The organism is Gemmatimonadota bacterium, assembly GCA_041390105.1.
Taxonomy (GTDB): Bacteria; Gemmatimonadota; Gemmatimonadetes; order Longimicrobiales; family Gaopeijiaceae; genus JAGQIF01.
This window is the reverse complement of the sequence record JAWKQO010000001.1, coordinates 1,371,496-1,393,382: the sequence shown is the minus strand read 5'-3', so window position 1 is coordinate 1,393,382 and position 21,887 is coordinate 1,371,496. Positions and strand designations below refer to the sequence as shown.

Annotated in this window: 20 protein-coding genes and 1 tRNA gene; 12 read left to right on the top strand and 9 right to left on the bottom strand. The window is 69.6% G+C overall.

The window, feature by feature from the left end:
• Positions 1-7 precede the first annotated feature (7 nt).
• From R3E10_06255 to R3E10_06235, 5 genes are all read left to right on the top strand, one after another.
• Positions 8-3,079, top strand: coding sequence for a tetratricopeptide repeat protein (locus R3E10_06255; protein MEZ4415337.1), 3,072 nt, complete (start codon positions 8-10; stop codon positions 3,077-3,079).
• A gap of 71 nt (positions 3,080-3,150) precedes the next feature.
• Complete coding sequence (rplS, locus tag R3E10_06250; GenBank protein MEZ4415336.1) at positions 3,151-3,501, top strand: 50S ribosomal protein L19; 351 nt, start codon at positions 3,151-3,153, stop codon at positions 3,499-3,501.
• A 19-nt stretch (positions 3,502-3,520) separates the two neighbouring features.
• A complete protein-coding gene (locus tag R3E10_06245; protein ID MEZ4415335.1) occupies positions 3,521-4,198 on the top strand; it encodes a ribonuclease HII in 678 nt (225 codons plus the stop codon).
• 121 nt (positions 4,199-4,319) lie between these two features.
• Positions 4,320-4,392, top strand: a tRNA-Lys gene (locus tag R3E10_06240).
• A gap of 26 nt (positions 4,393-4,418) precedes the next feature.
• Positions 4,419-4,877 carry a hypothetical protein gene (locus tag R3E10_06235; protein MEZ4415334.1) on the top strand — a complete coding sequence of 153 codons (459 nt, stop codon included), beginning with the start codon at positions 4,419-4,421 and terminating at the stop codon, positions 4,875-4,877.
• Between the two features lie 34 nt (positions 4,878-4,911).
• On the opposite strand, the gene R3E10_06230 is transcribed toward R3E10_06235, so the two are convergent.
• From R3E10_06230 to R3E10_06215, 4 genes are all read right to left on the bottom strand, one after another.
• Positions 4,912-5,226: a DUF2277 domain-containing protein gene (locus tag R3E10_06230; protein MEZ4415333.1), complete on the bottom strand. Its 315-nt coding sequence runs from the start codon at positions 5,224-5,226 to the stop codon at positions 4,912-4,914.
• Positions 5,227-5,393: 167 nt separating this feature from the next.
• Positions 5,394-5,861: a cytochrome c gene (locus R3E10_06225; protein MEZ4415332.1), complete on the bottom strand. Its 468-nt coding sequence runs from the start codon at positions 5,859-5,861 to the stop codon at positions 5,394-5,396.
• Between the two features lie 52 nt (positions 5,862-5,913).
• Positions 5,914-7,554, bottom strand: coding sequence for an AAA family ATPase (locus R3E10_06220; protein MEZ4415331.1), 1,641 nt, complete (start codon positions 7,552-7,554; stop codon positions 5,914-5,916).
• A 6-nt stretch (positions 7,555-7,560) separates the two neighbouring features.
• Positions 7,561-8,166 carry a metallophosphoesterase family protein gene (locus R3E10_06215; protein MEZ4415330.1) on the bottom strand — a complete coding sequence of 202 codons (606 nt, stop codon included), beginning with the start codon at positions 8,164-8,166 and terminating at the stop codon, positions 7,561-7,563.
• 155 nt (positions 8,167-8,321) lie between these two features.
• Here R3E10_06215 and R3E10_06210 point away from each other — a divergent pair, with 155 nt between their 5' ends.
• The 7 genes from R3E10_06210 (at position 8,322) to R3E10_06180 (ending at position 15,229) form a co-directional block, all read left to right on the top strand.
• Entirely contained in the window at positions 8,322-8,813 is a 492-nt protein-coding gene (locus tag R3E10_06210) for an asparaginase domain-containing protein (protein ID MEZ4415329.1), read from the top strand.
• 249 nt (positions 8,814-9,062) lie between these two features.
• A complete protein-coding gene (gene cysD / locus R3E10_06205) occupies positions 9,063-9,974 on the top strand; it encodes a sulfate adenylyltransferase subunit CysD (GenBank protein MEZ4415328.1) in 912 nt (303 codons plus the stop codon).
• A complete protein-coding gene (locus R3E10_06200) occupies positions 9,974-11,233 on the top strand; it encodes a GTP-binding protein (GenBank protein MEZ4415327.1) in 1,260 nt (419 codons plus the stop codon). Before cysD ends, R3E10_06200 begins: the two co-directional genes overlap by 1 nt.
• Complete coding sequence (gene cysC, locus R3E10_06195) at positions 11,230-11,850, top strand: adenylyl-sulfate kinase (GenBank protein ID MEZ4415326.1); 621 nt, start codon at positions 11,230-11,232, stop codon at positions 11,848-11,850. The genes R3E10_06200 and cysC overlap by 4 nt, the downstream gene beginning before the upstream one ends.
• Positions 11,851-11,954: 104 nt before the next feature.
• A complete protein-coding gene (locus R3E10_06190; protein MEZ4415325.1) occupies positions 11,955-13,424 on the top strand; it encodes an aminotransferase class I/II-fold pyridoxal phosphate-dependent enzyme in 1,470 nt (489 codons plus the stop codon).
• A gap of 158 nt (positions 13,425-13,582) precedes the next feature.
• Complete coding sequence (locus R3E10_06185) at positions 13,583-14,689, top strand: hypothetical protein (protein ID MEZ4415324.1); 1,107 nt, start codon at positions 13,583-13,585, stop codon at positions 14,687-14,689.
• A gap of 9 nt (positions 14,690-14,698) precedes the next feature.
• Entirely contained in the window at positions 14,699-15,229 is a 531-nt protein-coding gene (locus R3E10_06180) for a CBS domain-containing protein (protein MEZ4415323.1), read from the top strand.
• 45 nt (positions 15,230-15,274) lie between these two features.
• Here the strand turns inward: R3E10_06180 and R3E10_06175 are convergent, their stop codons facing one another.
• The 5 genes from R3E10_06175 to R3E10_06155 all read right to left on the bottom strand — a co-directional run bounded on the left by R3E10_06175 (position 15,275) and on the right by R3E10_06155 (position 21,846).
• Positions 15,275-16,183: a rhodanese-like domain-containing protein gene (locus R3E10_06175; protein MEZ4415322.1), complete on the bottom strand. Its 909-nt coding sequence runs from the start codon at positions 16,181-16,183 to the stop codon at positions 15,275-15,277.
• Entirely contained in the window at positions 16,180-17,445 is a 1,266-nt protein-coding gene (locus tag R3E10_06170) for an aminotransferase class V-fold PLP-dependent enzyme (protein ID MEZ4415321.1), read from the bottom strand. Before R3E10_06170 ends, R3E10_06175 begins: the two co-directional genes overlap by 4 nt.
• Positions 17,442-19,151, bottom strand: coding sequence for a M56 family metallopeptidase (locus R3E10_06165; GenBank protein ID MEZ4415320.1), 1,710 nt, complete (start codon positions 19,149-19,151; stop codon positions 17,442-17,444). Before R3E10_06165 ends, R3E10_06170 begins: the two co-directional genes overlap by 4 nt.
• A complete protein-coding gene (locus tag R3E10_06160; protein MEZ4415319.1) occupies positions 19,148-19,543 on the bottom strand; it encodes a BlaI/MecI/CopY family transcriptional regulator in 396 nt (131 codons plus the stop codon). Before R3E10_06160 ends, R3E10_06165 begins: the two co-directional genes overlap by 4 nt.
• Before the next feature lie 68 nt (positions 19,544-19,611).
• A complete protein-coding gene (locus tag R3E10_06155; GenBank protein ID MEZ4415318.1) occupies positions 19,612-21,846 on the bottom strand; it encodes an alginate lyase family protein in 2,235 nt (744 codons plus the stop codon).
• Positions 21,847-21,887 lie beyond the last annotated feature (41 nt).

Here is a 21,887-nt window from a genome sequence, read left to right as displayed (position 1 = left end):
AGCTCACGTGAGTCCAGGCGACCCGACGGCGCGTTGGGAGCGCGTCACCGAGCTGTTCGGAGAGCTGCTTGCTCTCGATCCCGAGGACCGAGGGCCTTTCCTGGAACAGCTGCGGGGGAGCGACGCGGCCCTCGCGGACGAGCTGCGTTCCCTGCTGGAACACCACGAGGGTCCTGGAGCGGTGGATGCCGCGCCCGAAGCCCTCATCGCGGATGCCTTCTCGTCGTTCTCGGCGGAGCCGCGTACTCCGGACCGGGTGGGACCCTACCGGGTCGAGCGGGTCCTCGGATTCGGTGGCATGGGTGCCGTATATCTCGGCGAGCGCGCCGACGCGGACTTCCAGCAACGCGTCGCCCTCAAGCTCGTGCGGGTCGGCTTCGATTCCCCGTCCCTGCGGGACCGCTTCCTGCGCGAGCGCCGCATCCTGGCGCGCCTCGAGCACCCGAACATCGCTCGACTCGTCGACGGCGGGCTCACGGAAGAGGGCACGCCCTACTTCGCCATGGAGTTCGTGGACGGCGTGCCCGTCCACCGGTTCGCGGACGATCGGCAGCTGAGCATCGAGGAGCGGCTGCGACTCTTCGTCCAGGTGTGCGACGCGGTGGAGCATGCCCACCGGCAGCTGGTGGTGCACCGCGATCTGAAGCCGGCCAACGTGTTCGTCACGCGCGACGGCACCATCAAGCTGCTCGACTTCGGCGTGGCCAAGCTCCTCGAGGAGGAGGACAGCGAGGCGCCGCGCACGCGTCCCACCGAGCGTTGGCTCACGCCCGAGTACGCGAGCCCGGAGCAGATTCGTGGCGAGCCGGCCACCACCGCGTGTGACGTCTACGCGTTGGGAGTGCTGCTCTACGAGTTGCTGACCGGACACCGTCCCTTCGGCTTCGGGAGCGCGGCTCCTCACCAGGTGAGTGAGGTCATCCTGGGGCGCGATCCCGAGCGCCCCAGCACGGCGGTGGTGCGCACGGAGACGCGCAACACCGGAGATGGACGGACCATCGAGATCACGCCGGATGAAGTAGGCCGAGCGCGCGGGCTGCCTCCCGACCGACTGCGACGGCGCCTTTCGGGAGACCTGGACACCATCGTCCTGAAGGCCATGCAGAAGGACCCCGGTCGTCGCTACGGAGGAGCGGCGGATCTGGCCCAGGATCTCCGCAACCACCTGACCGGTCGCCCGGTCACGGCACGACCGGACTCCTGGACCTATCGCTGGGGTCGGGCGCTGCGGCGCAACCGCTTGGCGGCTGGCCTGGCCGTCGCGGCCGCTGCGGCGCTCATCGCCGGGATGTTGGGGACCGCCTGGCAGGCCCGACGCGCGCGCGCCGAGGCGTCCCTCGCCGCCTCCGAGCGGGACCGGGCGGCGCGGGTGGCCGACCTGATGGTGGAGATGTTCCGACTCAGCGATCCGGGCGCCGTGAATGGGCAGACCGTCACTGCGCGCGAGGTGCTGGACCAGGGAGCCGCTCGCATCCTGTCGGATTTCACCGACGAGCCCGCCTTGCAGGCGGACCTGCTGATCGAGGTCGGGCAGATCTACGACAACCTCGGCTTGATCGAGGAGTCCGCGCGTCATTTCGAGCGCGCCCTGGAGCTGCGCAGCGCTCTCTACGACGATGACGACCCCCGCATCGCCACCGCCGTGCTGCAGGTCGCGCACGCGCGCATCGAGCAGGGCCGGCCCGAAGAGGCGTTGGAGCTGGGGAAGAGGGGGATCGCGGTGCTCCGCAGCCGCGGCCAGGAGCAGGCGGCGGAGCCGCAGCTCGCCTATGCGCTGATGGATCTGGGCATGGCGCATACGCTGCTGGGGCAGCCGGACGAAAGCATCGGGGCGTACACGGAGGCGACGCACATCCTGGAAGCGTCGGAAACCCCGGACCGGGCCGCGCTGGCGCGCGCCGTGTACTTCCTCGCGGATGCGGCCCATTCGAAGGGAGACTTCGAGTTGGCGGATTCGCTCTTTGAGGCCGCCGTACGACGCTTCCGCGAGGGGGGCGGTGAACCGACGCCCGAACTGGGTGCCAGCTTGATGAATCTGGGGAGCATCCGGCTGTTCCGTGGGCAGGCGGACGAAGCCGAACGGCTCATGCGGCAAGCGCTGGAGGTACGCCGGACGCTCTACGGGGACTTCCACCCGTCCACTGCGGAATCGCTGAACGGGCTGGCCAACGCCCTCCAATACCTGAACCGCTACGACGAAGCGCGCACCATGGCCGAGGCCTCGGTCGTGGCCGCCGATTCCGTCTGGGGCCGCAGCCACATGTCGTCGGTGAACGCCCGCACGGTCCTGGGCGCGATCCTCCTGCAGGGCTTTCCTGGGCCCGACGCCGTTCGGGTGCTGGAGGAGGCCGATCAGGGGCTCACGGCCGAGTTCGGGGAGGGCAACGCGCGGACCATCGCCAACCGCATCACCCTGGGGCAGGCCTATGCGGTCGCCGGCGAGCGGGAGCGGGCCCGGGAGCTCTGGCGGCGGCTCCTGGCCACGAGCGACGAGAACCTCGGGCCCGAGCACCCGTTCCACGCCTTCCTCGGGCTGGAGCTGGCCCGCCAGGCCTTCGACGACGGGGACCTGGACCGGTCGGCGGCGGGAGCCAGCGACGCCCGCGATCTGGTCGCGCGGGTGCTGCGCCCGGATCACCGCTTCGCCCTCGGGGCGGAGCGCCTGCTGGGGAGGATCTGGATGGAGCGCGGCCAGCTCGCGGCGGCCGATTCCGTGCTTCGGCGGGTCTGGGCGCTGGAGGTCGAGGAGGGATCGGATCCCCGGGAGGCGGCTGTGACGGAGACCCTGCTGGCCGATGTGGCCCTCCGCGATGGGCGGCTCGAGGAGGCGGCCGCCCGCGGGGCCCACGCGTTGGGGACCCTGCGAGAGGTGGCCCCGGCAGGGTCGGTCCGGCTGGCCGAGGCCCAGAGCGTCTTCGGGGCGGTCCTGGCGGCCCAGGGACGGGTCGCGGAGGCGCGGCCCCTGCTCCGGGACGGGGCAGAGGGCCTGCGAAGTGCCTTGGGGCCCCGGAGCCCCCGGGTGCGAAAAGCGGCGCAACGCCGCGGATCTTCACCCCCGCCACCAGGACCATTACCTTAACAGGCTCGAAATCACGCGCCCCGAGCGGCGGGCCGGAGCCGATCCGGTGGTCTTCTGGTCGAGGAGGGAAGATGGCGGACCTGATCAGCATTCTGGAGAAGGAACAGTTCAGGAACGACATCCCAGAGTTCTTCCCCGGGGACACCGTGCGGGTGAACTACCGGGTGCGCGAGGGTCAGAAGGAGCGCATCCAGGGGTTCGAGGGCGTGTGCATCGGGCGCCGGGGTGGTGGAGTCGGCGAGACCTTCACGGTCCGCAAGATCTCCAACGGCGTCGGCGTCGAGCGCGTGTTCCCGCTGCACTCCCCTTCGATCGCCGACATCAAGGTCGTGCGCCAGGGTGTGGTCCGGCGGGCGAAGCTCTACTACCTGCGTGAGCGTAAGGGGAAGTCGGCGCGCATCCGGGAGAAGCGCGCTACCTGACGCCCCGGCCCGCGCCGCCATGGCAGCGCACGCGGGTCGTCGGGGTGCGGCGCCCGCACCCGAGGACGCACAGCGGCTCCAGGGCCTGCTCGACTACGAGCGAGGCTTCTGGAGCCGCGGTGTTTTGCGGGTGGCCGGCGTGGACGAGGTTGGACGGGGCCCCCTCGCGGGACCCGTGGTCGCCGCCGCGGTGGTCTTGCCGGTGGACGTGTTCATCGAAGGTGCCACGGATTCGAAGGCGCTGGCCGAGGCCGCGCGCGACGCGCTGAGCGCTCAGGTGCTCGAACGTGCCTACGTGGGCATCGGGGCGGCCTCACCGCGCGAGATCGACCGCTACAACATCCTGATCGCCACACGCACGGCCATGGAGCGTGCGCTGCGTCAGTTGGAGCGTGCGCTCGGGCGGGCCGCGGATCACGTGGTCATCGATGGACTGCCCATGAAGGGGTTCTCCCGGTCCCACGAGGCGGTGGTCGAGGGCGATCGCCTGGTCCATTCGATCGCGTGTGCGTCCATCGTCGCGAAGGTGGTGCGCGACCGCCTGATGCGCCGGCTCCACGACCGCTATCCCGAGTACGGCTGGGACAGCAACGTGGGCTACGGGACGCTGGAGCATCGCGACGCCATCCAGGTGCACGGGCCCACGCCGCACCACCGCATGACGTTCGGACTGATGCAGCTCGAGCTGGAGCTGTGAGTGCGCGCCGCGAAGCGGCGGGGGGCGCGCGGATGAGTCACGGACGCGCACCTCGGGGAGATGATGCGCGCCTCGGGCGGATCTAGAGTCCCGGGCGCGCTCGGGGTACCTTTCTGGCCGCGAGCCGGTAGCTCAGCTGGTAGAGCAACGGACTTTTAATCCGTAGGTCCTGGGTTCGATCCCCAGCCGGCTCATTGCGTGACACGCACGGAGGCGTGGGTTGCCTGACTCCGATTCGACAGCTGCAGCGGGGTTCGCGAGCGCCGAGGAGGTGGCCCGCATCGGCAAGGGATTGCTGGCGGCCGACCTGCCGCGCGCGCAGTGGACCCACGCGGCGCATTGGGCCGCCGCGCTGTGGCTGCTGCGAGAACGACCGGAGCTCGACGCTGCGCGGGTGCTGCCTGCGCTGATCCGCCGCTACAACGAGTCCTCTGGGACCGCGAACACCGACAGCAGCGGGTACCACGAGACCATCACCCGGGCGTCCCTGCGGGCTGCGGCCCATTGGATCGCGGCCGCCGCTCCCGACGAGCCTCTCCACCGGATCTGCAACCGTCTGGTGGCCTCCCCGCTGGGCTCCCCCGATTGGCTGCTCCGCTACTGGAGCCGTCCCGTCCTGTTCTCCGTCGAGGCTCGACGCGGGTGGGTGGAGCCGGACCTGGCGCCGTTGCCGTATTAGCGGGGGGCCAGGGATGGCCGCCGCGAAGGATGCGCTAGGCTTCGCCCGCTTGCAGAGGTGACGCGGACGCGCGTGGAGCCCTCCCTCCGAACCGCTGCGCATTGCGGGCCCGCGCCTTGGCGGCCTCTTCCTCCCGGTCCTTCGCCGGCGCCGACGTCACCAGGGAGTCGATCAACGTGCGGGCTGAACGGAAGACCTCGTCCACGGCCCGGTCGAATGCTTCCTGGTTGGCCTTGGATGGCGTGTTGAAGCCACTGAGCTTGCGCACGAACTGCAGGGCGGAGGCTCGGATCTCCTCGTCCTGGGCGGGAGGATCGAAGTTGAAGAGCGTTTTGATGTTTCGGCACATGGCTCGTCCTCTGCGGTGGGTCGCTCCCAGCCCGGGTCGCTTTGCGACCCAGCTGCCATCCTACACGAACAGCGAGCCACCGTCACGCGGGCCCGGAGGACGCGCAAGAAAAACCCCGCTCCGGCAGGTGCCGAAGCGGGGCTGTGGGATGAGACTCCGGAATCCGGTCAGTTCGCGGGCGCCCGGTAGGTCTGGTGGCACCCTCGGCAGGTCTGCCCCACCGCTCGCGCCGCCTCGCCGATGGCCTCGGCGTTCATGCCGCGGGCCGCTTCGATCAGCGTGTTGGAGGCGTTGACCAGGTCCATGCGCTTGCTGTCGAAATCGCTCCAGTTCTGCCAGATCTCGGCCTTGGCCCGTGAGCCCTCCATCGAGCCCTCCGGGAAGACGTCGGCCATCATCATCGCGATGTGATTGATGGCTTCCGCGTGACCGAGCACGTGGCCGGGGTACTCCACGGCGCCGCTGGCCAGCGCGCGCAACGCGCCATTGTGTGACTGGAGGCCTTCCATCAGCGATTCGCGATAGGCGGCCAGGGGGGGCTTCTCCTGCTCCTGCTGGGCGGCTGCGCCCTGGGGTGCGGCGGCTGCGGCAACGAGCAGCGCCGCCGACATGAGCGTCGAACGAGTAGATCTCACAGATGACCTCCTGGTGGCGAGATCCCGAAGGTGACGACAACCGGCGTCGAGTCTACGCGGAGGGCGGTGCAACTGTCGAGGCCCCCGGCTGCGCGGCCAGCCCACGCTGGCGCAGCTGCCGGAGCGCCAAGGCCAGCACCTGCTCGGGCGTGCCGTCGGTGGGGACCCCCTGGGCGACCCGCTCCGTGTGGTCGGTCAGCCTTTCCCAACGGGCGGCCGCCGCCTCGTGGATGGACCAATCCGCGTCGGAGACGTCCCCGCGCCGGGCCATGATCCGGTACCGCACCACCTCCGTGGAGGCCTGGCAGTGGAGGAAGAGCGCCGGAACGGCCAGCTCCTCGGCGCGGTCCAGGAAGGCCCGCCGCCACCGTTCCTCCCGAAAGGAAGCGTCCACCACGACCCGCCCCCCACGCTCCAGGAGCGCCGTCGCGTCGGTCAGGCAGGCCTGGTAGGTCCTCTCCGACCACTCGGCGGCGTAGATGCCCTCGCCGAACTCCGCGGCGGCGGACTGGTCCGGCGCCAGGCCGGCCAGCCGCTTACGGGTCCGGTCTGACGAGATCGGACTGAGGTCTACCGCCTCCGCGAGCAGTCTGGCCAACGTCGACTTGCCGGTTCCCGGAAGACCTCCGACCAGGATGAGACAGGGCCGGCCCTCCGGAGCTTCCAAGGCGCCCAGGGCCAGCAGCCAGTACGCGCGTGCACGGAGACGGGCAGCGCTGCGCGTAGCGTCGGCAGCGTCCGGTGACAGCGCCAGGATGCCCTCCACCTTGGCGCGCACGAGGGCGCGGTAGGCGAGATAGAACGGCAGGAGGTATTCACCCTCCGGGTCGTCGCGGGCAGTGAAATACTCCCGCACGAAATGCTCGGCGAGGTCGGCCCTGCCGCGGAACACCAGATCCATGGTCAGGAAGGCCATGTCTGCCACCGGATCCGCGAAGCGGAAACGGGCGTTGAACTCGATACAGTCGATGATGGCCAGGTCGCCCGGCGGAGCCTGGTCTTCCAGAACGTAGATGTGCTGCAGATGAAGGTCGCCGTGCGTGTCGCGCGGGACCCCCGCGCGCGCGCGCGCCTCGATCAGATCGCCCAATGCCTGCAGCCATTCCTCCGAACGGTCGCGCGCACGTTCGTGGACCTCGCCGTGGACGGTGTGTCCGATGTGCAGACGGGTTTGCTCGAAGTTCTCGCGAGCGTTGCGCGCGACCACGACGAGCGCGCCGTACGCGTCGATCTCCTCTCCTGCCGCCGCCTCGGCATGGAAGCGGGCCAGCCTGTGCGCGACGCGCGTCAGGAGCGCCGCGTCCAGCTGACCCCGCTGCAGCCGCGCCAGGAGGGTGGCCTCAGCGGGGAGCCGCTTCATGCGCACTGCGAACTCGAGCGGCGTGCCGGGGCCGCCGACGCGGAGCCCACGCGGCCCGCGCACGATGGTCACCACGCCGAGGTACACGTCGGGCGCCAGGCGCGCGTTCAGGCGCACCTCCTCTTCGCAGAAATGACGGCGCGACTCGAGCGTGCGGAAGTCGAGGAACCCCAGGTCGAGAGGCTTCTTGACCTTGTACACGAAGTCCCCGGCCAGGAAGACGATGGAGATGTGGGTTTCGACGACCGCCAGGCCCGGAGTGGCGTGAGGGTACGCCTCGGGACGGCTCAGCTCCCGTACGAGCTCGGCTGTCGCAAGCGCCTCGCCGACCACGGTCGTCTAGACCTCCAGCTCGACCCACCTTCCCGCGGGCCCCGCGTTGATCACGCGCGTAGGCCCGATCTGCGATTCCACGCCCCAAGATGCATGGATGTGGCCGCACACCAGCAGAGGTCCCTGCACACGCTCGGCGGCCTCCAGAACCGCCCGGCTTCCCAGCGAGCGGCCACTGCCGTCCGTATCCGCATGACCGAAGGGCGGGGAGTGGGAGACCAGCAGCGCCCCCGCTGGGCAGTCCACCAGACGGGTCCGCGCCTCGTCTTCGCTCAGGTCGAAGCTCCAAGGGCCGAAGGGCGTCACCGGAATACCACCTCCGATGCCGAAGACCTCCACGCCCGCCGCGTGCGTGCCCTCTCCGTGCAGGACCCGCGCAGCTGTCCAACCCGAGCAGGCAGCGCGGAGCTCCACGTCGCTCTCGCCGTTCCCGGGCACGAGGATCGTGGGAGTCTCGATGGCGTGCAGGACATCGATGAGCGGCTGGAGCCCCTGCCGCATGACCGCGAAGTCTCCTGCTGCCAGAAGCAGATCGGCGTCCGGAGCACGTTCGACCAGCGCGCGCGCGGCGCGCTCGTCGCAGTGCAGGTCACTGAACACCAGGATGCGCATGTCCGCTGCCTCGGGCTGGCTCGAATGTGGTGCCCTACGGTGTCGGAGGCCGAGCGGCCGCGCCAGGGGAGCTTCTGCTCGAGCCTGGCTACCCCCTTGACCCGTCTGCTCCGGGACGTTCCCGTCCTGGCCATCCCAAGCGGAGGCTGGAAGGAATGACGATCCGCGTGTTCGTCACGGGCGGCACGTTCGACAAGGAGTACGACGAGATCCGCGGAGTGCTCTATTTCCGCGAGACGCATCTCCCCGAAATGCTGAAGCTCGGCCGCTGCCGACTGGATGTGGCGGTGGAGACGCTCATGATGATCGACAGCCTCGAGATGACCGCCGAAGACCGCTCGGGGATTCGCGGCCGCGTCCTGGAGTGTCCGGAGCGCTGCGTGGTGGTCACGCACGGCACGGACACGATGGTGCAGACCGCCGCGGTCCTGGCCCAGGAAGTGGGGGAGAAGACCGTGGTCCTGACCGGCGCCATGGTGCCCTGGGCCTTCGGCAGCTCCGACGGGCTCTTCAATCTCGGAAGCGCCCTCTCCTTCGTGCAGGTCCTTCCCCCAGGCGTGTTCGTGGCCATGAACGGGCGGGTCTTCCCCTGGGACAACGTGCGCAAGAACCGGGATACGGGTCGCTTCGAGGCTCTGACGGAGTAGGGCCCGCCGGGGAGCCGGCGCGGAGGGCCGGGCAGGCCCCACCTGCGGGCGCGCCCGCTCAGGCCCCAGGCCCTGGCCGCCCCCGGGGCCATTCGGCGCGTCCTCAGGGGGACGGGACCTCGGGCGGGCCCCGCCGGTACCCCTGGCGCGGGTCCTGCAGAGCAGGGGGTCCGCGCCCGTTTGCGGGACACGCGACCCCCGCTAAGGTTGTGGCCCGCCTGCTCCCCGACCTTGGCTCGCCCAAGCGCCATGAATCTGCCAGTCACCTCGACCAATCTGACCGAGCTCGAAGCCGAGTCCATCCACATCATGCGTGAGGTGGCGGCGGAATTCGAGCGGCCAGCCCTGCTCTTTTCCGGGGGCAAGGACTCGGTCGTGATGCTTCACATCGCCCAGAAGGCCTTCTGGCCCTGCAAGGTCCCTTTCCCGGTGGTCCACATCGATACCGGGCACAACTTCGACGAGGTCATCGAGTTCCGGAACCGGCGCGCTGCCGAATTGGGCGTGCGCCTGGTGGTCGGAAGCGTGCAGGAGGACATCGACACGGGGCGGGTGACCGAGGAGACGGGCCCTCGGGCCAGCCGCAACCGCCTCCAGACGACGACGCTGCTCCGCACCATCGAGGAGCATCGCTTCGACGCCGTCTTCGGGGGGGCCCGCCGGGACGAGGACAAGGCTCGCGCCAAGGAGCGAGTCTTCTCCTTCCGCGACGAGTTCGGTCAGTGGGACCCGAAGAATCAACGCCCCGAACTGTGGAATCTGTACAACGGTCGCATCCGTCGGGGCGAGCATATCCGGGTGTTCCCCATCTCCAACTGGACCGAGCTGGACATCTGGCAGTACATCGCCGCCGAGGAGATCGAGCTCCCGCTCATCTACTATGCCCACCGGCGCCGGGTGATACGCCGCGACAACATGTGGCTGGCCGAGACGCGCTTCCTGACGCTGATGGACGGTGAATCCGTCGAAGAGCGCCAGGTCCGCTTCCGCACCGTGGGGGATGCCTCCTGCACGGGGGCCGTGGAGAGCGAAGCCGACACGATCGAGAAGGTGCTCGCCGAGGTCGCTGTGACCCGAATCACAGAGCGAGGCGCCACCCGGGCCGACGACCGCATCTCCGAAGCCGGGATGGAAGACCGCAAGAAAGAGGGATACTTCTGATGGAGCTGCTGCGCTTCGCTACTGCCGGCAGCGTCGACGACGGGAAGTCCACGCTCATCGGGCGGCTGCTGTACGACTCGAAGTCGGTCTTCGAAGACCAGCTGGATGCGGTGGAGCGGACCTCGATCCAGATGGGGTCCGAGTACGTCAATCTGGCGCTCCTCACCGACGGCCTGCGCGCCGAGCGGGAGCAGGGCATCACGATCGACGTCGCGTACCGCTACTTCGCGACACCGCGTCGGAAGTTCATCATCGCGGATACGCCTGGCCACATCCAGTATACGCGCAACATGGTGACCGGCGCGTCCACCGCCGACCTGGCCCTCATCCTGATCGACGCGCGCAACGGTGTGGTCGAGCAATCCAAGCGCCACTCGTTCCTGTCTTCGTTGCTCCGGATCCCCCACCTGGTGGTCTGCGTCAACAAGATGGATCTGGTCGGCTACGAGCAGGACGCGTTCGAGAAGGTCGTGGAGGACTTCAAGGACTTCGCCCGCAAGCTGGACGTGACCGACGTTACCTTCATTCCCATCAGCGCGCTGCATGGGGACAATGTGGTGGAGCGGTCCGAGAAGATGCCCTGGTACCAGGGGTCGTCGCTCCTCTATCACCTGGAGCACGTGCACGTCGCCTCCGACCGCAACCTCATCGACCCACGCTTCCCCGTGCAGTACGTGCTGCGCCCCTACAGCGACGAGTACCACGACTACCGGGGGCTGGCGGGCACCGTGGCCGGCGGCAAGTTCCGACCGGGTGAGGAAGTGATGGTGCTGCCGTCGGGATTCACCTCCACGATCGCTTCGGTCGACACCTTCGAGGGACCGGTGGACGAGGCCCTGCCGCCCATGTCGGTGGCCATCCGCCTCGCCGACAACCTGGACGTCAGCCGCGGGGACATGCTGTGTCGGCCGCGCAACCAGCCTCATGTCGGCCAGGATCTCGATGCGATGGTCTGTTGGATGAGCGAGCGTTCCACGCTGACCCGTGGCGCCAAGCTCGCGATCAAGCACACCACCCGCTGGGCCCGGGCCATGGTCAAGGACTTCCACTACCGGCTCGACATCAACACGCTCAGCCGCGACGAATCCGCCACCAGCCTCACCTTGAACGAGATCGGACGCGTGCAGCTCCGGGTCACGCAGCCCCTGTTCTTCGACGAGTATCGCCGCAACCGGACCACGGGCAGCTTCATTCTGGTGGACGAAAGCACCATGAATACCGTGGGCGCCGGCATGATCATCGGGCCCGCCGACTCATGAGCCAGCCCGCCACGCCGGGGGGCGTCTCTCCCAACGTGGTCTGGCACGAAGGGCTGCTCCCCCGGGAGGAGCGCTGGGCCCGCGCGGGGGTGGAAGGGGGGACCGTGTGGCTGACGGGTCTGAGCGGATCCGGCAAATCCACGGTGGCCGCCGAGCTGGAGCGGCTCCTGGTGGAGGCGGGCCGGCCCTGCTACCGGCTGGATGGTGACAACGTGCGCCACGGTCTGAACCGGGACCTCGGATTCTCGGCGGAGGATCGTCGGGAGAACGTGCGACGCGTCGCCGAGGTCGCCCGGCTGATGGCGGATGCGGGGATCGTGGTGCTGGTGCCGATCATCAGCCCCTATCAGGCGGGCCGCGCCGAAGCTCGCGCGCTGCACGATGCGGCTCGACTCCCCTTCCTGGAGGTCTTCGTGGACACGCCGCTCGAGGTGTGTGAAGCCCGCGACCCGAAGGGCCTCTACAGACGTGCGAGAGCGGGCGAGATCACCGGGATGACGGGGATCGATGACCCCTATGAGGCGCCGCAGGCCCCTGATCTTCGTCTGGTGCCTGCGGACGGTGGCGCGGCCGCGATGGCGCGCCAGGTGCTCGAGCGGCTGACGTCGCGCCCCTAACACTCGCTGGATCGGGGGCCTGGCCCTCCCGGGTTGCCCCGGCTCCCGTGCCGCCAGAAGTTGGGCGCCACTTCTCCGGCGAGTGATCTCCAGCAGACAGCCCGATGCGCCTGCCTTCCCGTTCGACGACCAGCGATTCCTGGGCTCACCTCGCACATCTGGAGGACGAGGCCCGAGCCCTGGAGCCCGGTCCGAACGAGCGGGCCGGCTGGACCGAAGCGGTCGTGGCGCATGCCGAGCGCTTTCTGGCCGAGCTCGACGATGCTCCGACCTTCGTGTCCACGCCCCAGCCGGATCCCAGCCTGGAGGTGAACGCGCTGCCCTTCACGGAGGAGGGTACGGCGCTGCAGGCGGTGCTGGACGTGCTGCGTCGGGCGGATCGCCCGGGGATCAACCCAGCGTCCGGCGGGCACCTCGGCTACATCCCGGGCGGGGGGCTCTTCCCTTCGGCGCTCGCGGACTTCCTGGCCGACATCGAGAACCGCTACTCCGGCATCGCCTACGCGGGGCCGAGCGCCACGCGGATCGAGAACCGCCTGATCCGCTGGATGTGCGATCTGGTCGGGTACTCGGGGGAGGCGTGGGGAGACCTCACGTCCGGCGGATCGATCGCCAATCTGAGCGCGGTGGTTGCCGCGCGGGAGGCCGCCGCTCTGCGGGGCGCTGACCTCGAGCGCGCGGTGATCTATCGCACCACCCAGACCCACCACTGCGTGGAGAAGGCGCTTCGGATCGCGGGCCTGGGCCAGGCACCCCGCAGAAGCGTTCCGCTGGACCAGCGCTGGCGTATGGACGTCAGAGCGCTCACGCGTATGATCCACGAGGATCGCGCCAGGGGGCTGCGCCCCTTCCTGGTCGTCGCCAGCGCAGGCACCACCGACACGGGCGCCATCGATCCCCTGGCGGATCTCGCGACCCTCGCGGAGCGGGAGGCGTTGTGGCTCCATGTGGACGCCGCCTATGGGGGGTTCTTCCTTCTGGTCGATGGTTTGCGCGAGCGCTTCGCGGGCCTGGAACGGGCGGACTCGATCGTGCTCGACCCCCACAAGGGGCTCTTCCTGCCCTATGGTTCGGGGGCCCTGGTGGTCCGCCAGGGTCGCACACTCCGCGAGGCCTTCGCCTACGAGGCGGCGTATATGCGCGATGCCGAGGAAGCAGAGGCGGAGCCCTCGCCCGCGCAGTACTCACCGGAGCTGACCCGGCCCTTTCGGGGCCTTCGCATGTGGCTGCCTCTCCAGGTGTTCGGCCTGGCACCCTTTCGCGCGGCGCTCGCCGAGAAGCTCGCGTTGGCGCGCTATTTCCACGACCGGGTCCAGGAGATTCCCGGAATCGAGGTCGCGGGGCCGCCCGCGCTCTCGGTCTGCTGCTTCCGCCATGCCCCCGAGGGTGGGGATGCAGATGAGGCCACCCGAAGACTGACACGCGCGCTGCACGCCGATGGTCGCGTGTTCTTCTCGTCGACGATCATCGATGGCGACGTGTGGCTTCGCTGCGCCGTGCTCTCCTTCCGGACGCACCGTCGACACCTCGACCTCGGGCTGGAGATGATCCGGCGCTCCATCGCGTCTTCCTGAGTCTCAGCGGCCCCTCCGGACCGTCGACTCCGGGCGCTGGGGGTAGGCGGGCTCTTCCGCACACTGCACGTGGGGGAATCTCCGACCGCGCCCTACCGCCCGCACGCCGAGATTCGCAATGGAGGTGGAACGCAGCGGATTCGGCGGAGGAGGGTTCCATGTTCGATCGCGCTGAGTTGGTGCGGCTTCGTGGGGCGTCCGGAGTGCAGGGAGTGTTGAGCGTCTATGCTTCGGGCGGAGATCGCGATCCGGCGGCACAAGGAGCCTGGTTCCTGCGGCTGGATCAGGAAGTGCGTGCGGAGCGCAAGCGCCTCGAGGAGCAGACCCCCGTGGAGGTGGCGGGTTTCGACGCGGCGTGGACCCGCCTGCTGGGCGAGCTTCCATCCCGCGAGAGCTTCCTGGGCGCTCCCGGGTGGGTCGGCTTCGCCAGTCCGGAGCGGGTGATCCACGCGGCCGCGTTGCCGGCTGCGGTTCCGGCGTTCGCAGGCTGGGAACGCTCACCCTGCCTGGCCCCCCTGGCCGCGGCCCGTAGCTACAGTCGTCCCTTTGTGGCCGTCCTGGTCGATCACCGGCACGCGAGGGTCTTCCGCTACGAGGACGGTGCGTTGACGGAGACCCATGATCACACCGCCGACCGTTCGCTCGGTGACCTGAACGAGGTCGGCGTTCGCAAGCGTGCCGCCACCCACTCGGGCATGCGTGGCCAGACCTCGCATGAAGCGGCGCACTATGGAATCGTCGAGGCGACCGAGCGCCTGGTGCGCGAGCTGGTGGAGCCGGTGCGTGAGGCGGTGGGGGCCGAAGTGGTGCCCATCTTCATCGGGGGTGACGACCATGTCGCCCATGCGTTGAGGCAGGCGCTACCCGCCGAGTTGCGCGACGACGCCCAGCTGCTCGGTGACCTGTACCTGCGGATGCCCGCAACCGAACTGAAGCAGCGTCTGGAGGCAGCGCGCACCAGTGCCTGGGCTGAACGCTCGCAGCGCCGCGTGGGCGGTTGGCTGGAGGATGGACGCTCGCGGGGGCGGGCGGCCTTGGGCCTGGACGACACCTGGCGCGCCCTGGGTGAAGGCGCGGTGGATGTCCTGCTGCTGTCGCAACGCTTCTACCGGGAGCGGCTGCAGGAGGCCAACCGGTTGGTCGACCTGGCGCTCGACCAGGGCGGGGATGTGGAGATGCTCGACGGAGAGGCGTCGGAACGTCTGGATCAGGAGACCGAAGGCGTGGGCGCCGTGTTGCGGTTTGCGGTTGCGGCGGTTCGCTGAGGAGGAAGCATGGCTACCAATCGGATGATCGGGAATGAGACCATGAGCCACGTGGCCGACGTGATGCAACGTGAGGTCATCACCGTGTCCCCACGATCTTCCCTCAGAGACCTGGCCCGCTTGCTTTCGGAGTCCGAGATCTCGGGAGCGCCGGTCGTGGACAGCCGAGGTCGGGTATTGGGGGTGGTTTCCGCGACCGACATCCTCCGGGCCGCCACCGATGAGGATGACGAACGCCAGCGCGTGCTCGATCAGGCCGAGCGGCGAGGCAACGCGTACTATCGCGATCTGGGACGACTACTCAGCGATGTGGAGTTGGAGTTTCTGCTCGGTCGCTCCGATGACCTCGACGAGCGTACGGTCGAAGAGATCATGACCTCGGATCAGTACACGGTCGAACCGCAGATGTCGCTCTCCGACGCGGCGCGGATCATGGCGGACCATCACGCGCACCGGGCGTTGGTGCTGGATGGAGAAGAGTTGATCGGGATCGTCACGGCCTTCGACATCGTGCGGGCCGTGGCCGACGGGCGTCTCTGACCCGAACGCGGGGGCCCGGGCCAGCGTGCCCGGACCCCCTGCTGCTCAGCGCCGCGCCGAGCCCTCCACGGCGGGAAGATCCGTGCGGCGGGCCCAGTCGTCCCAGGATCCGTCGTAGAAGCGCGCCTGGAATCCCAGGTGCTTCGAGATCATGTAGGCGTAGCTCGCTCGCATCCCGATGTAGCAGTAGCTGACCACCGTGCTCGCGGGCGCGGCTCCCGAGGCCTGATACCGGGCCCTCACCTGCTCCAGGGCCTTCAGCACCGGGGTGTCTCGCGACTCGATCAGGTCCTCCCAGTACAGGTTGTAGGCACCGGGGATGTGACCGGGTCGCAGGTCGCCGGGCGTGCGAGCGCCGGTGTACTCGTCCTCGGGGCGAGCATCGATGATCGTCACCGACGGGTCGTCGAGACGAGCTGCGATCCAGGCGGCGTCCACCACGAGGTCGGTGCGGACGGCGGGTCGGAAGGTGCCCGGTGCGGACGCGGTGGCGGGTGCGTCCGCGACGCTGCCGCCGATGGCCTTCCAGGCCGCCAGGCCGCCGTCCAGGTACGACGTCTGGGCGGCGTGACCCAGGTAGTCCAACGTCATGTAGAGGCGAGCCGCGAGCAGCGGATTGCCGTACAGGATCACGCGCGTGTCGTTGGAGACGCCGGCTGCGCGCAGGGCGCCGACCATGCCCTCAACGGGCTGGATCTGGGTGGAGAGCCCATCCGCCGTATCTGCGAAGACCATGTAGTCCAGGAAGCGCGAGCCCGCGATCCACTCGGTGGGGAGCCGGTCGTGCCCCATGGCGGCCTGGAGGACGACCAACCCCGGGTCGGAGCGATGCTGCTGCAGCCAATCCGCGGAGACCAGGACCGGTGTCTGGGCGTGGAGGGCTGCCGGAATGAGGCCAAGGAACAGGGCGAGCACCGCGCCGTGGCGGGCCCGTCTGTATGCGAGCGCGTTCATGCAGGTCTCCGTTCTTCGAGAAGGTGTTCCAGAGTGTGGGTGAGAAGGTCGATCTCATCGGTCGTGTTGTAGACGTGCGGGCTGATGCGCACGCCTTGCACGGCTGCGTGCTGGATCGGGCGCACCACGATCCGCGCATCCTCCCAGAGTCGGTCGGCCAACTCGCGGGGAGGCCATCCCTCCAGACCGACGGTGGCGATGGCGGCGGTATGGGGCGGGCCCGGCTCGGCACAGAACCGGACTCCCGGCCGATCGGCGAGCACGTCCGTCCAGCGCACGGTCAGCTCGCGCAGACGGGCGGCGATGCGATCGGGCCCGAGTGCACTGCGGAAGCGGAGCGCTTCCGCCACGGCGTTGTGGCCGGCGGCAGGGTGCGTGCCGATCTCTTCGAGCTTGCGGATGTCGGCGGCACGATCCGGATCGGAGGCCAGCAGGGGCCAAAGGGACTGGATCCGGTCCTGCCGCACGTAGAGGAAGCCCGTGCCCAGGGGCGCGAGCGCGTACTTGTGCAGCGAGCCGCCATAGTAGTCGCAGCCGAGCTCGGTCACGTCCACCGGCACGTGCGCGAACGCCTGGGCGCCGTCGACGAGGGTCTGCACGCCTCGCTGGCGGGCGAGCTCGCAGATCTCGCGCGCCGGGTAGATCTGCCCGGAGAGGTTGTTGACGTGGCAGAAGAGCAGGATCCGCGTGCGGTCGGTCAACGCCCGTGAGAAGATGTGAAGCAACTCGCCGGGATCGGTCACGCGAGCAGGGGGAGAGATGGTTCGTAGGACGATTCCGTCACGACGCTCGCGCTGCTTCCAGGCATACAGCATGCGGAAGAAGTCCTGATCGGTGGTCAGCACCTCGTCGCCCCGTTGCAGCTCGAGGCCCATTTGGACGAGTTCCAGTGCCTCCGTGGCGTTGCGCGTCAGCGCGATCTCTTCGGGGGTCGCGCCGAGTGCGCGGGCCAGGTCGGAGCGCACCCGCTCCTGCCCCGGCTCCAACACCGACCAGGTATGCCGTGAGGGGAGGCGATTCGCGAACTCGGCGTCGGTAGCCACCGCACGCTGCACCGACCGAGGAGCGGATCCGATGCTGGCGCAATTGAGGTAGGTGGCCGACCGATCGAGGTCGAACGCGTCCTGGATCCTCCCCCAGTCGTCCGGTGCGGTACCGGCTGCGGCCACACCCTGCTCCGGCCGAATGCGGGCAGACACCGTCGGAGCGAGCAAGGCTCCGCCCAGTCTTCCCAGGAACGCGCGTCGCGCCAGCGCGCTCACCGCCGCTCCCCCAACTCGAGCGCGGCGTTGATCCGCACCATGTGCTCGGGGTCCTGTAGAGCCATGAGCAGCGCGGTCCGCGCCTCGGGCTCGGGCCGTTCCGCCAGCGCCCGCAGCGCCGCGAGGCGCACCCTCATGTGCGGGTCCTGCATGGCGGTCGTCCACGCCGTCAACGCACGGGGGTCGCCCAGCAACCGCAGCGCGGTCGCAGCGGTCTGCCGTACTCCCGGCTCCGGATCGTCGGTGAGCGCACGCGCGAGCGCTGTGAACGCTCGAGAATCCCCGAGCTCGCCCAGCGCGAAGGCAGCGTCGGCACGCGCGTCCGGAGAGCCTGTGCGGAGGCGCTCCTGCAAGCTGGCCAACACGCCAGCTCCGCCGAGCTCGGCGAGGCCCCCCACCGCCATCTGGCGATTGTGCGCGTCGGCGTCGTTGGCTGCGACCTCGAGGAGGGCGGTGCGGGCCTGGGCGCCGCCGAGCCTTCCCAAGGCCCAGACCGCCACGGAGCGCACGCCCGGGTCGCCATCGCCCAGACCGCGGAGCGCCGCCTCCAGCCCGGCGGGCCCCCCGAGCCAGGAGAGGCCCAACACCGCGGACTCTCGCGCACGGGCCGCTTCGTCGTTCAGCCCGGCCTCCAGTGCCACCCGGGCCTGGGCGTGCCCGCCGTGACCGAGTGCCAGCAAGGCTGCCGAGCGCACGGCCGCATCGGGCGCGCGAGTGCGATCGACGAGGGCGCGCAGTGCCCGGGGCGACTCCGAGGACGCGAGCTCCCAGGTGGCCAACACGTCGTCTTGTTCTGCCCGCGCGCCCCAGGTGGCGCCGCTCAGGCACACGGTGATGCCCGCGAGCACGGTCCAGGCCGCCGCGACCTGCCCCAGGGAGGCGGGTCCGTCGTTGCGCTCGGGACGGAGGAGGGCGCCGATCCGTTCCGACAGGGCCTCGGCGCCTGACATGTGCAGGGAGGCGCGCGGCGCTCGCCCCGCGCTGCTTGCGATCGAGAGCAGCACTTCCGCGTAGCGCAACGGATCGACGGAGGACCGGGTGACGAAGTCGTCGCAGGCGCGCTCCTGAACGCAGCGAACCGTGCGGCGCGCCCGCCAGGCCAGGGGATTGAACCACTGCGCCGCCCAGATCAACTCCGAAGCGAGGTGCACACCGTAGTCGCCGCGACGCACGTGCGCGAGTTCGTGAAGGAGCGCGAGTTGCAGCCGCTCGCGGGGCCAGGTCTCCGCACCCTCGGGGAGCAGTACGACCGGTCGCCGCAGGCCCCACGCGGCGGGGACCCGCACGAAGCGGGACTCCAGCACCTCCACCGCTCGCCCGATTCCCATCGAGCGACGCAGCGTATCGCAGAGCGCTTGGGTATCAGCGGATGCGGGTCGGCTGCCGTAGTGCGACACCATGGAAACGCGGAAGAGGTCGAGGAACAACCGGCCCGCCGCCAACAGGAACCCTACGGCCCAGACGCCGAGCGCGACCTGTGTGGCCCCGGCGAGCGACTGGAGCGGCAGGACCGAGGTCAGGGGAACGTCCCAGCGCGGTGCCATTGCCTGGATGGCCGGCAACGACAGCACTGCGATGACGAGCCCCGTCCAAACGGCATGGTGCGTGGCGGCGGAGGCCTGCCGCGAGCTCCTTCCCAACATGCTCGCGAGCGCGACCAGGACCGCGCTCTTGAGCAACAGCCCGGCCCACAGGAAGGCACTCATGGGTGACGCTCCTTGCGGGTCGCCTCGATGCGCCGGGAAAGCTCGGCGAGCTGCTCGTCCGTGAGGCCCTCGCTCGGGAGGTCCAACAGCGCCAGCATGGCGTTGGCGGACGAGCCGCCGAAGAACGTCGTGACCAGGTCCTGCAACGCTGAACGCCGCGCCTGCGCCCGGGGCACCCGCGGACGGTAGCGATTGAGCGTGCCCGAGCGCTCGACGTGGACGTACCCCTTCTTTTCGAGGTTCCGGAGCGTGACGCGCACCGAGTCGAGGCCGGGCTCGTCGGGGAGGACCTCACACACTCCATCTGCGGTCGCTTCCCCATGCAGGTAGAGCGCTTCCATGATCTGCCGCTCCCGACGACTGAGCCGGCCGAGATCCGCCGATCGAGCCATGCCCCCTCCTGGTATGACCAAAAAAAAATTTCGTCTTCAGGAGGTACGCCGCGCCTGGGCAGGAGGTTTCAGAGCGGCAGACGGGCGATCCCGGGCGTGGCCGTCGCCAGGAGGCTACGGCCACGGTGGGTGAGCCGGGTGGCACCCACAGCCAGGATCTCGATGGGGGTACCGTCCCGCAGGCGCAGGCACAGGAGGTCGCCATCGCTCTCCACCTGGAGGTCCGGGAGTGCGCAGGGGCCGGCGGCCACCATCACGCTCCCCGCTCCGCCGGAGAGCGGGAGCTCGAAGGCGCCGCTCCGCCTCAGCGGCTCCGGGCCGGGCGGGGTGACCACCGTCAAGAGCGGCGCTGCGCCCATGGGGATCTCGAGCGTCGTCGCGTCCAGCTCGCTCCGGTAGCTGGGGGAGACGCGGTCGGCCAGCAGTGACGGGGATCCCGCCTGCCCCAGCAGGGAGATCCGGGCCCGACCGGCGACCTCCACACCATTCTCCGTGAGCGCGGCAGTCGCACCGGCGGCGAGGTGGAGCCGCGCCACCGAAGGTGCAGCGTCCGGCGCTCCTGTGATGGTGTCCGACCACGCCACCAGGACGCCAGGCAAGTGCACCAAGGCCCGGCGGTGGCCACCCCCGCCGGGGAAGCCCTGGTGTCCGCCCAGGAAGGCGCGGGCATCCTCCCAGGCCTGCCACTGCGCCCCCGTTCCATGGACGATCCGCGTCCAGTGGAAGGCACTGCCGGGTGTGGACGGCCCCTGATCGTCTACGGTCACCGTGTTGTGGGCGATGGCGGAGCGATAGTGATCGCGGCGTTCCGGCAGGGAGGAGTAGGTGAACGTGCCCGGATCGACGAGCACCTCATGCCCCGTCAGCGCCACCACCACCGACAGCAGGTCCGCGTGGGCATGGCCGCAGTTGAAGGCTCCGTGCGGGCCGCAATCGATCAGCACGTAGTCGGCATGGTCGGGCCCATCGGAGGTGGACAGATACAGCCCGCCGTCCGGGTAGGCATGCGCGCCGCCCCGAGCCTTTGTGGACGGGAGCGCCACATAGCGGTCCAGGCCCTCCGGACCCAGAAGCCACGCCACCTCGTCGACGGCATCGCCGGCGACTGCCTTCCAGTCCGGGCGACCGGCCCGCACCGCGCCAGTGGCCAGGGCAGGCCGGACATCCGCGCGTCGTCGCTCATCCAGCGGCCAGGTGCGCCCGCCGTCGTCGTCGCCCAGGAGGGGAATGCAGCCACTGGGGAGCGTGATGCGGGCGAGATGGTCTACGGCCGCGTCGAGTCGGGCCAGCACCCGCGTTGGCGGAGGCCCATCGCAGTGCGCGCCCAGGATGGCCCATTGGTGATAGAAGTCCACCGTATAGCGCTGGTAGGCCGTGGATTGCTCGAAATAGGTGCCGTCCTCGCGGATGTGCGTGTCGGCCCAATCCTCCAGCACGCTGCGACCCCGTGCTCTCCATCGCTCGGCGCGTCGGAGCTCGGGGAGGGCGACGCCGATGGTGTAGAGCGCCAAGGCTTCCCCGGTCAGGTGCGTGTTCGGGCTGTAGTAGGTGGAGAAGTAGCGGTCGATGTGCAGGCCGTGCGTCTCGATCGAGCGCAACACCGTCAGGAAACGGTCGGGAGTGAGCGCGGGTGAGTGGCGGAAGGCATGGAGCGCCCACAACCAGGACTGGATGCGGAAGGCGAGCTCCAGACTGCTGGCCCAGTGGATGCCACGGCCCGGGGGATTGCGCTCGATCCAGTCGACCAGGTGTTCCAGGCAGGCGTCCGCCCAGCGTTCCTCGCCGCTGACCGCGGCCGCGCGGGCGAGTGTGAGGAAGTGTTGGTGGCGTGCCAGTTCCCAGACGAGCTTGTACTCGCCTCCCACCCGCGGGTCGAGGTAGTCGATCCTGCTCCAATGATCGGACCGGTAGCGCAATCCGGAGAGGGGCTCGTAGCTCCAGTCGGGCACGGGGTCGAAGCTCCACACCCGGTCGAAGAGCCGGATCCGGCCCTCCAGGACGTCTTCGGCCTCGGCCACCGCACGGGCCCCCGACCCGGGCCGCGCCCGCTCGAGGGCGGCCGCGCTCGCCGCCGGATCGTCGAGACCGGGGAAGAACCGGGGCGGCCGCTCCTGGAAGCGCTCCAGCAGTTGGGCGGCCGAGCGAGGGCTGCCCTCCAGGTGTCGAGCCAGGAAGGCCTGGCCGGAGGGAGAGCGCGTTCGCGCAGAGCCCAGGGTGCGGTCCCGGCGTAGCGCCAGGGCCTGTCCCACCCGCTCCGCGACCTCGGAGGGGCCCATGCGGGCCAGCTTTTGGAGGCGACTCACGTCGCCCGATGCCCCGGTTCGTTGCGATTCCTCAACAGATC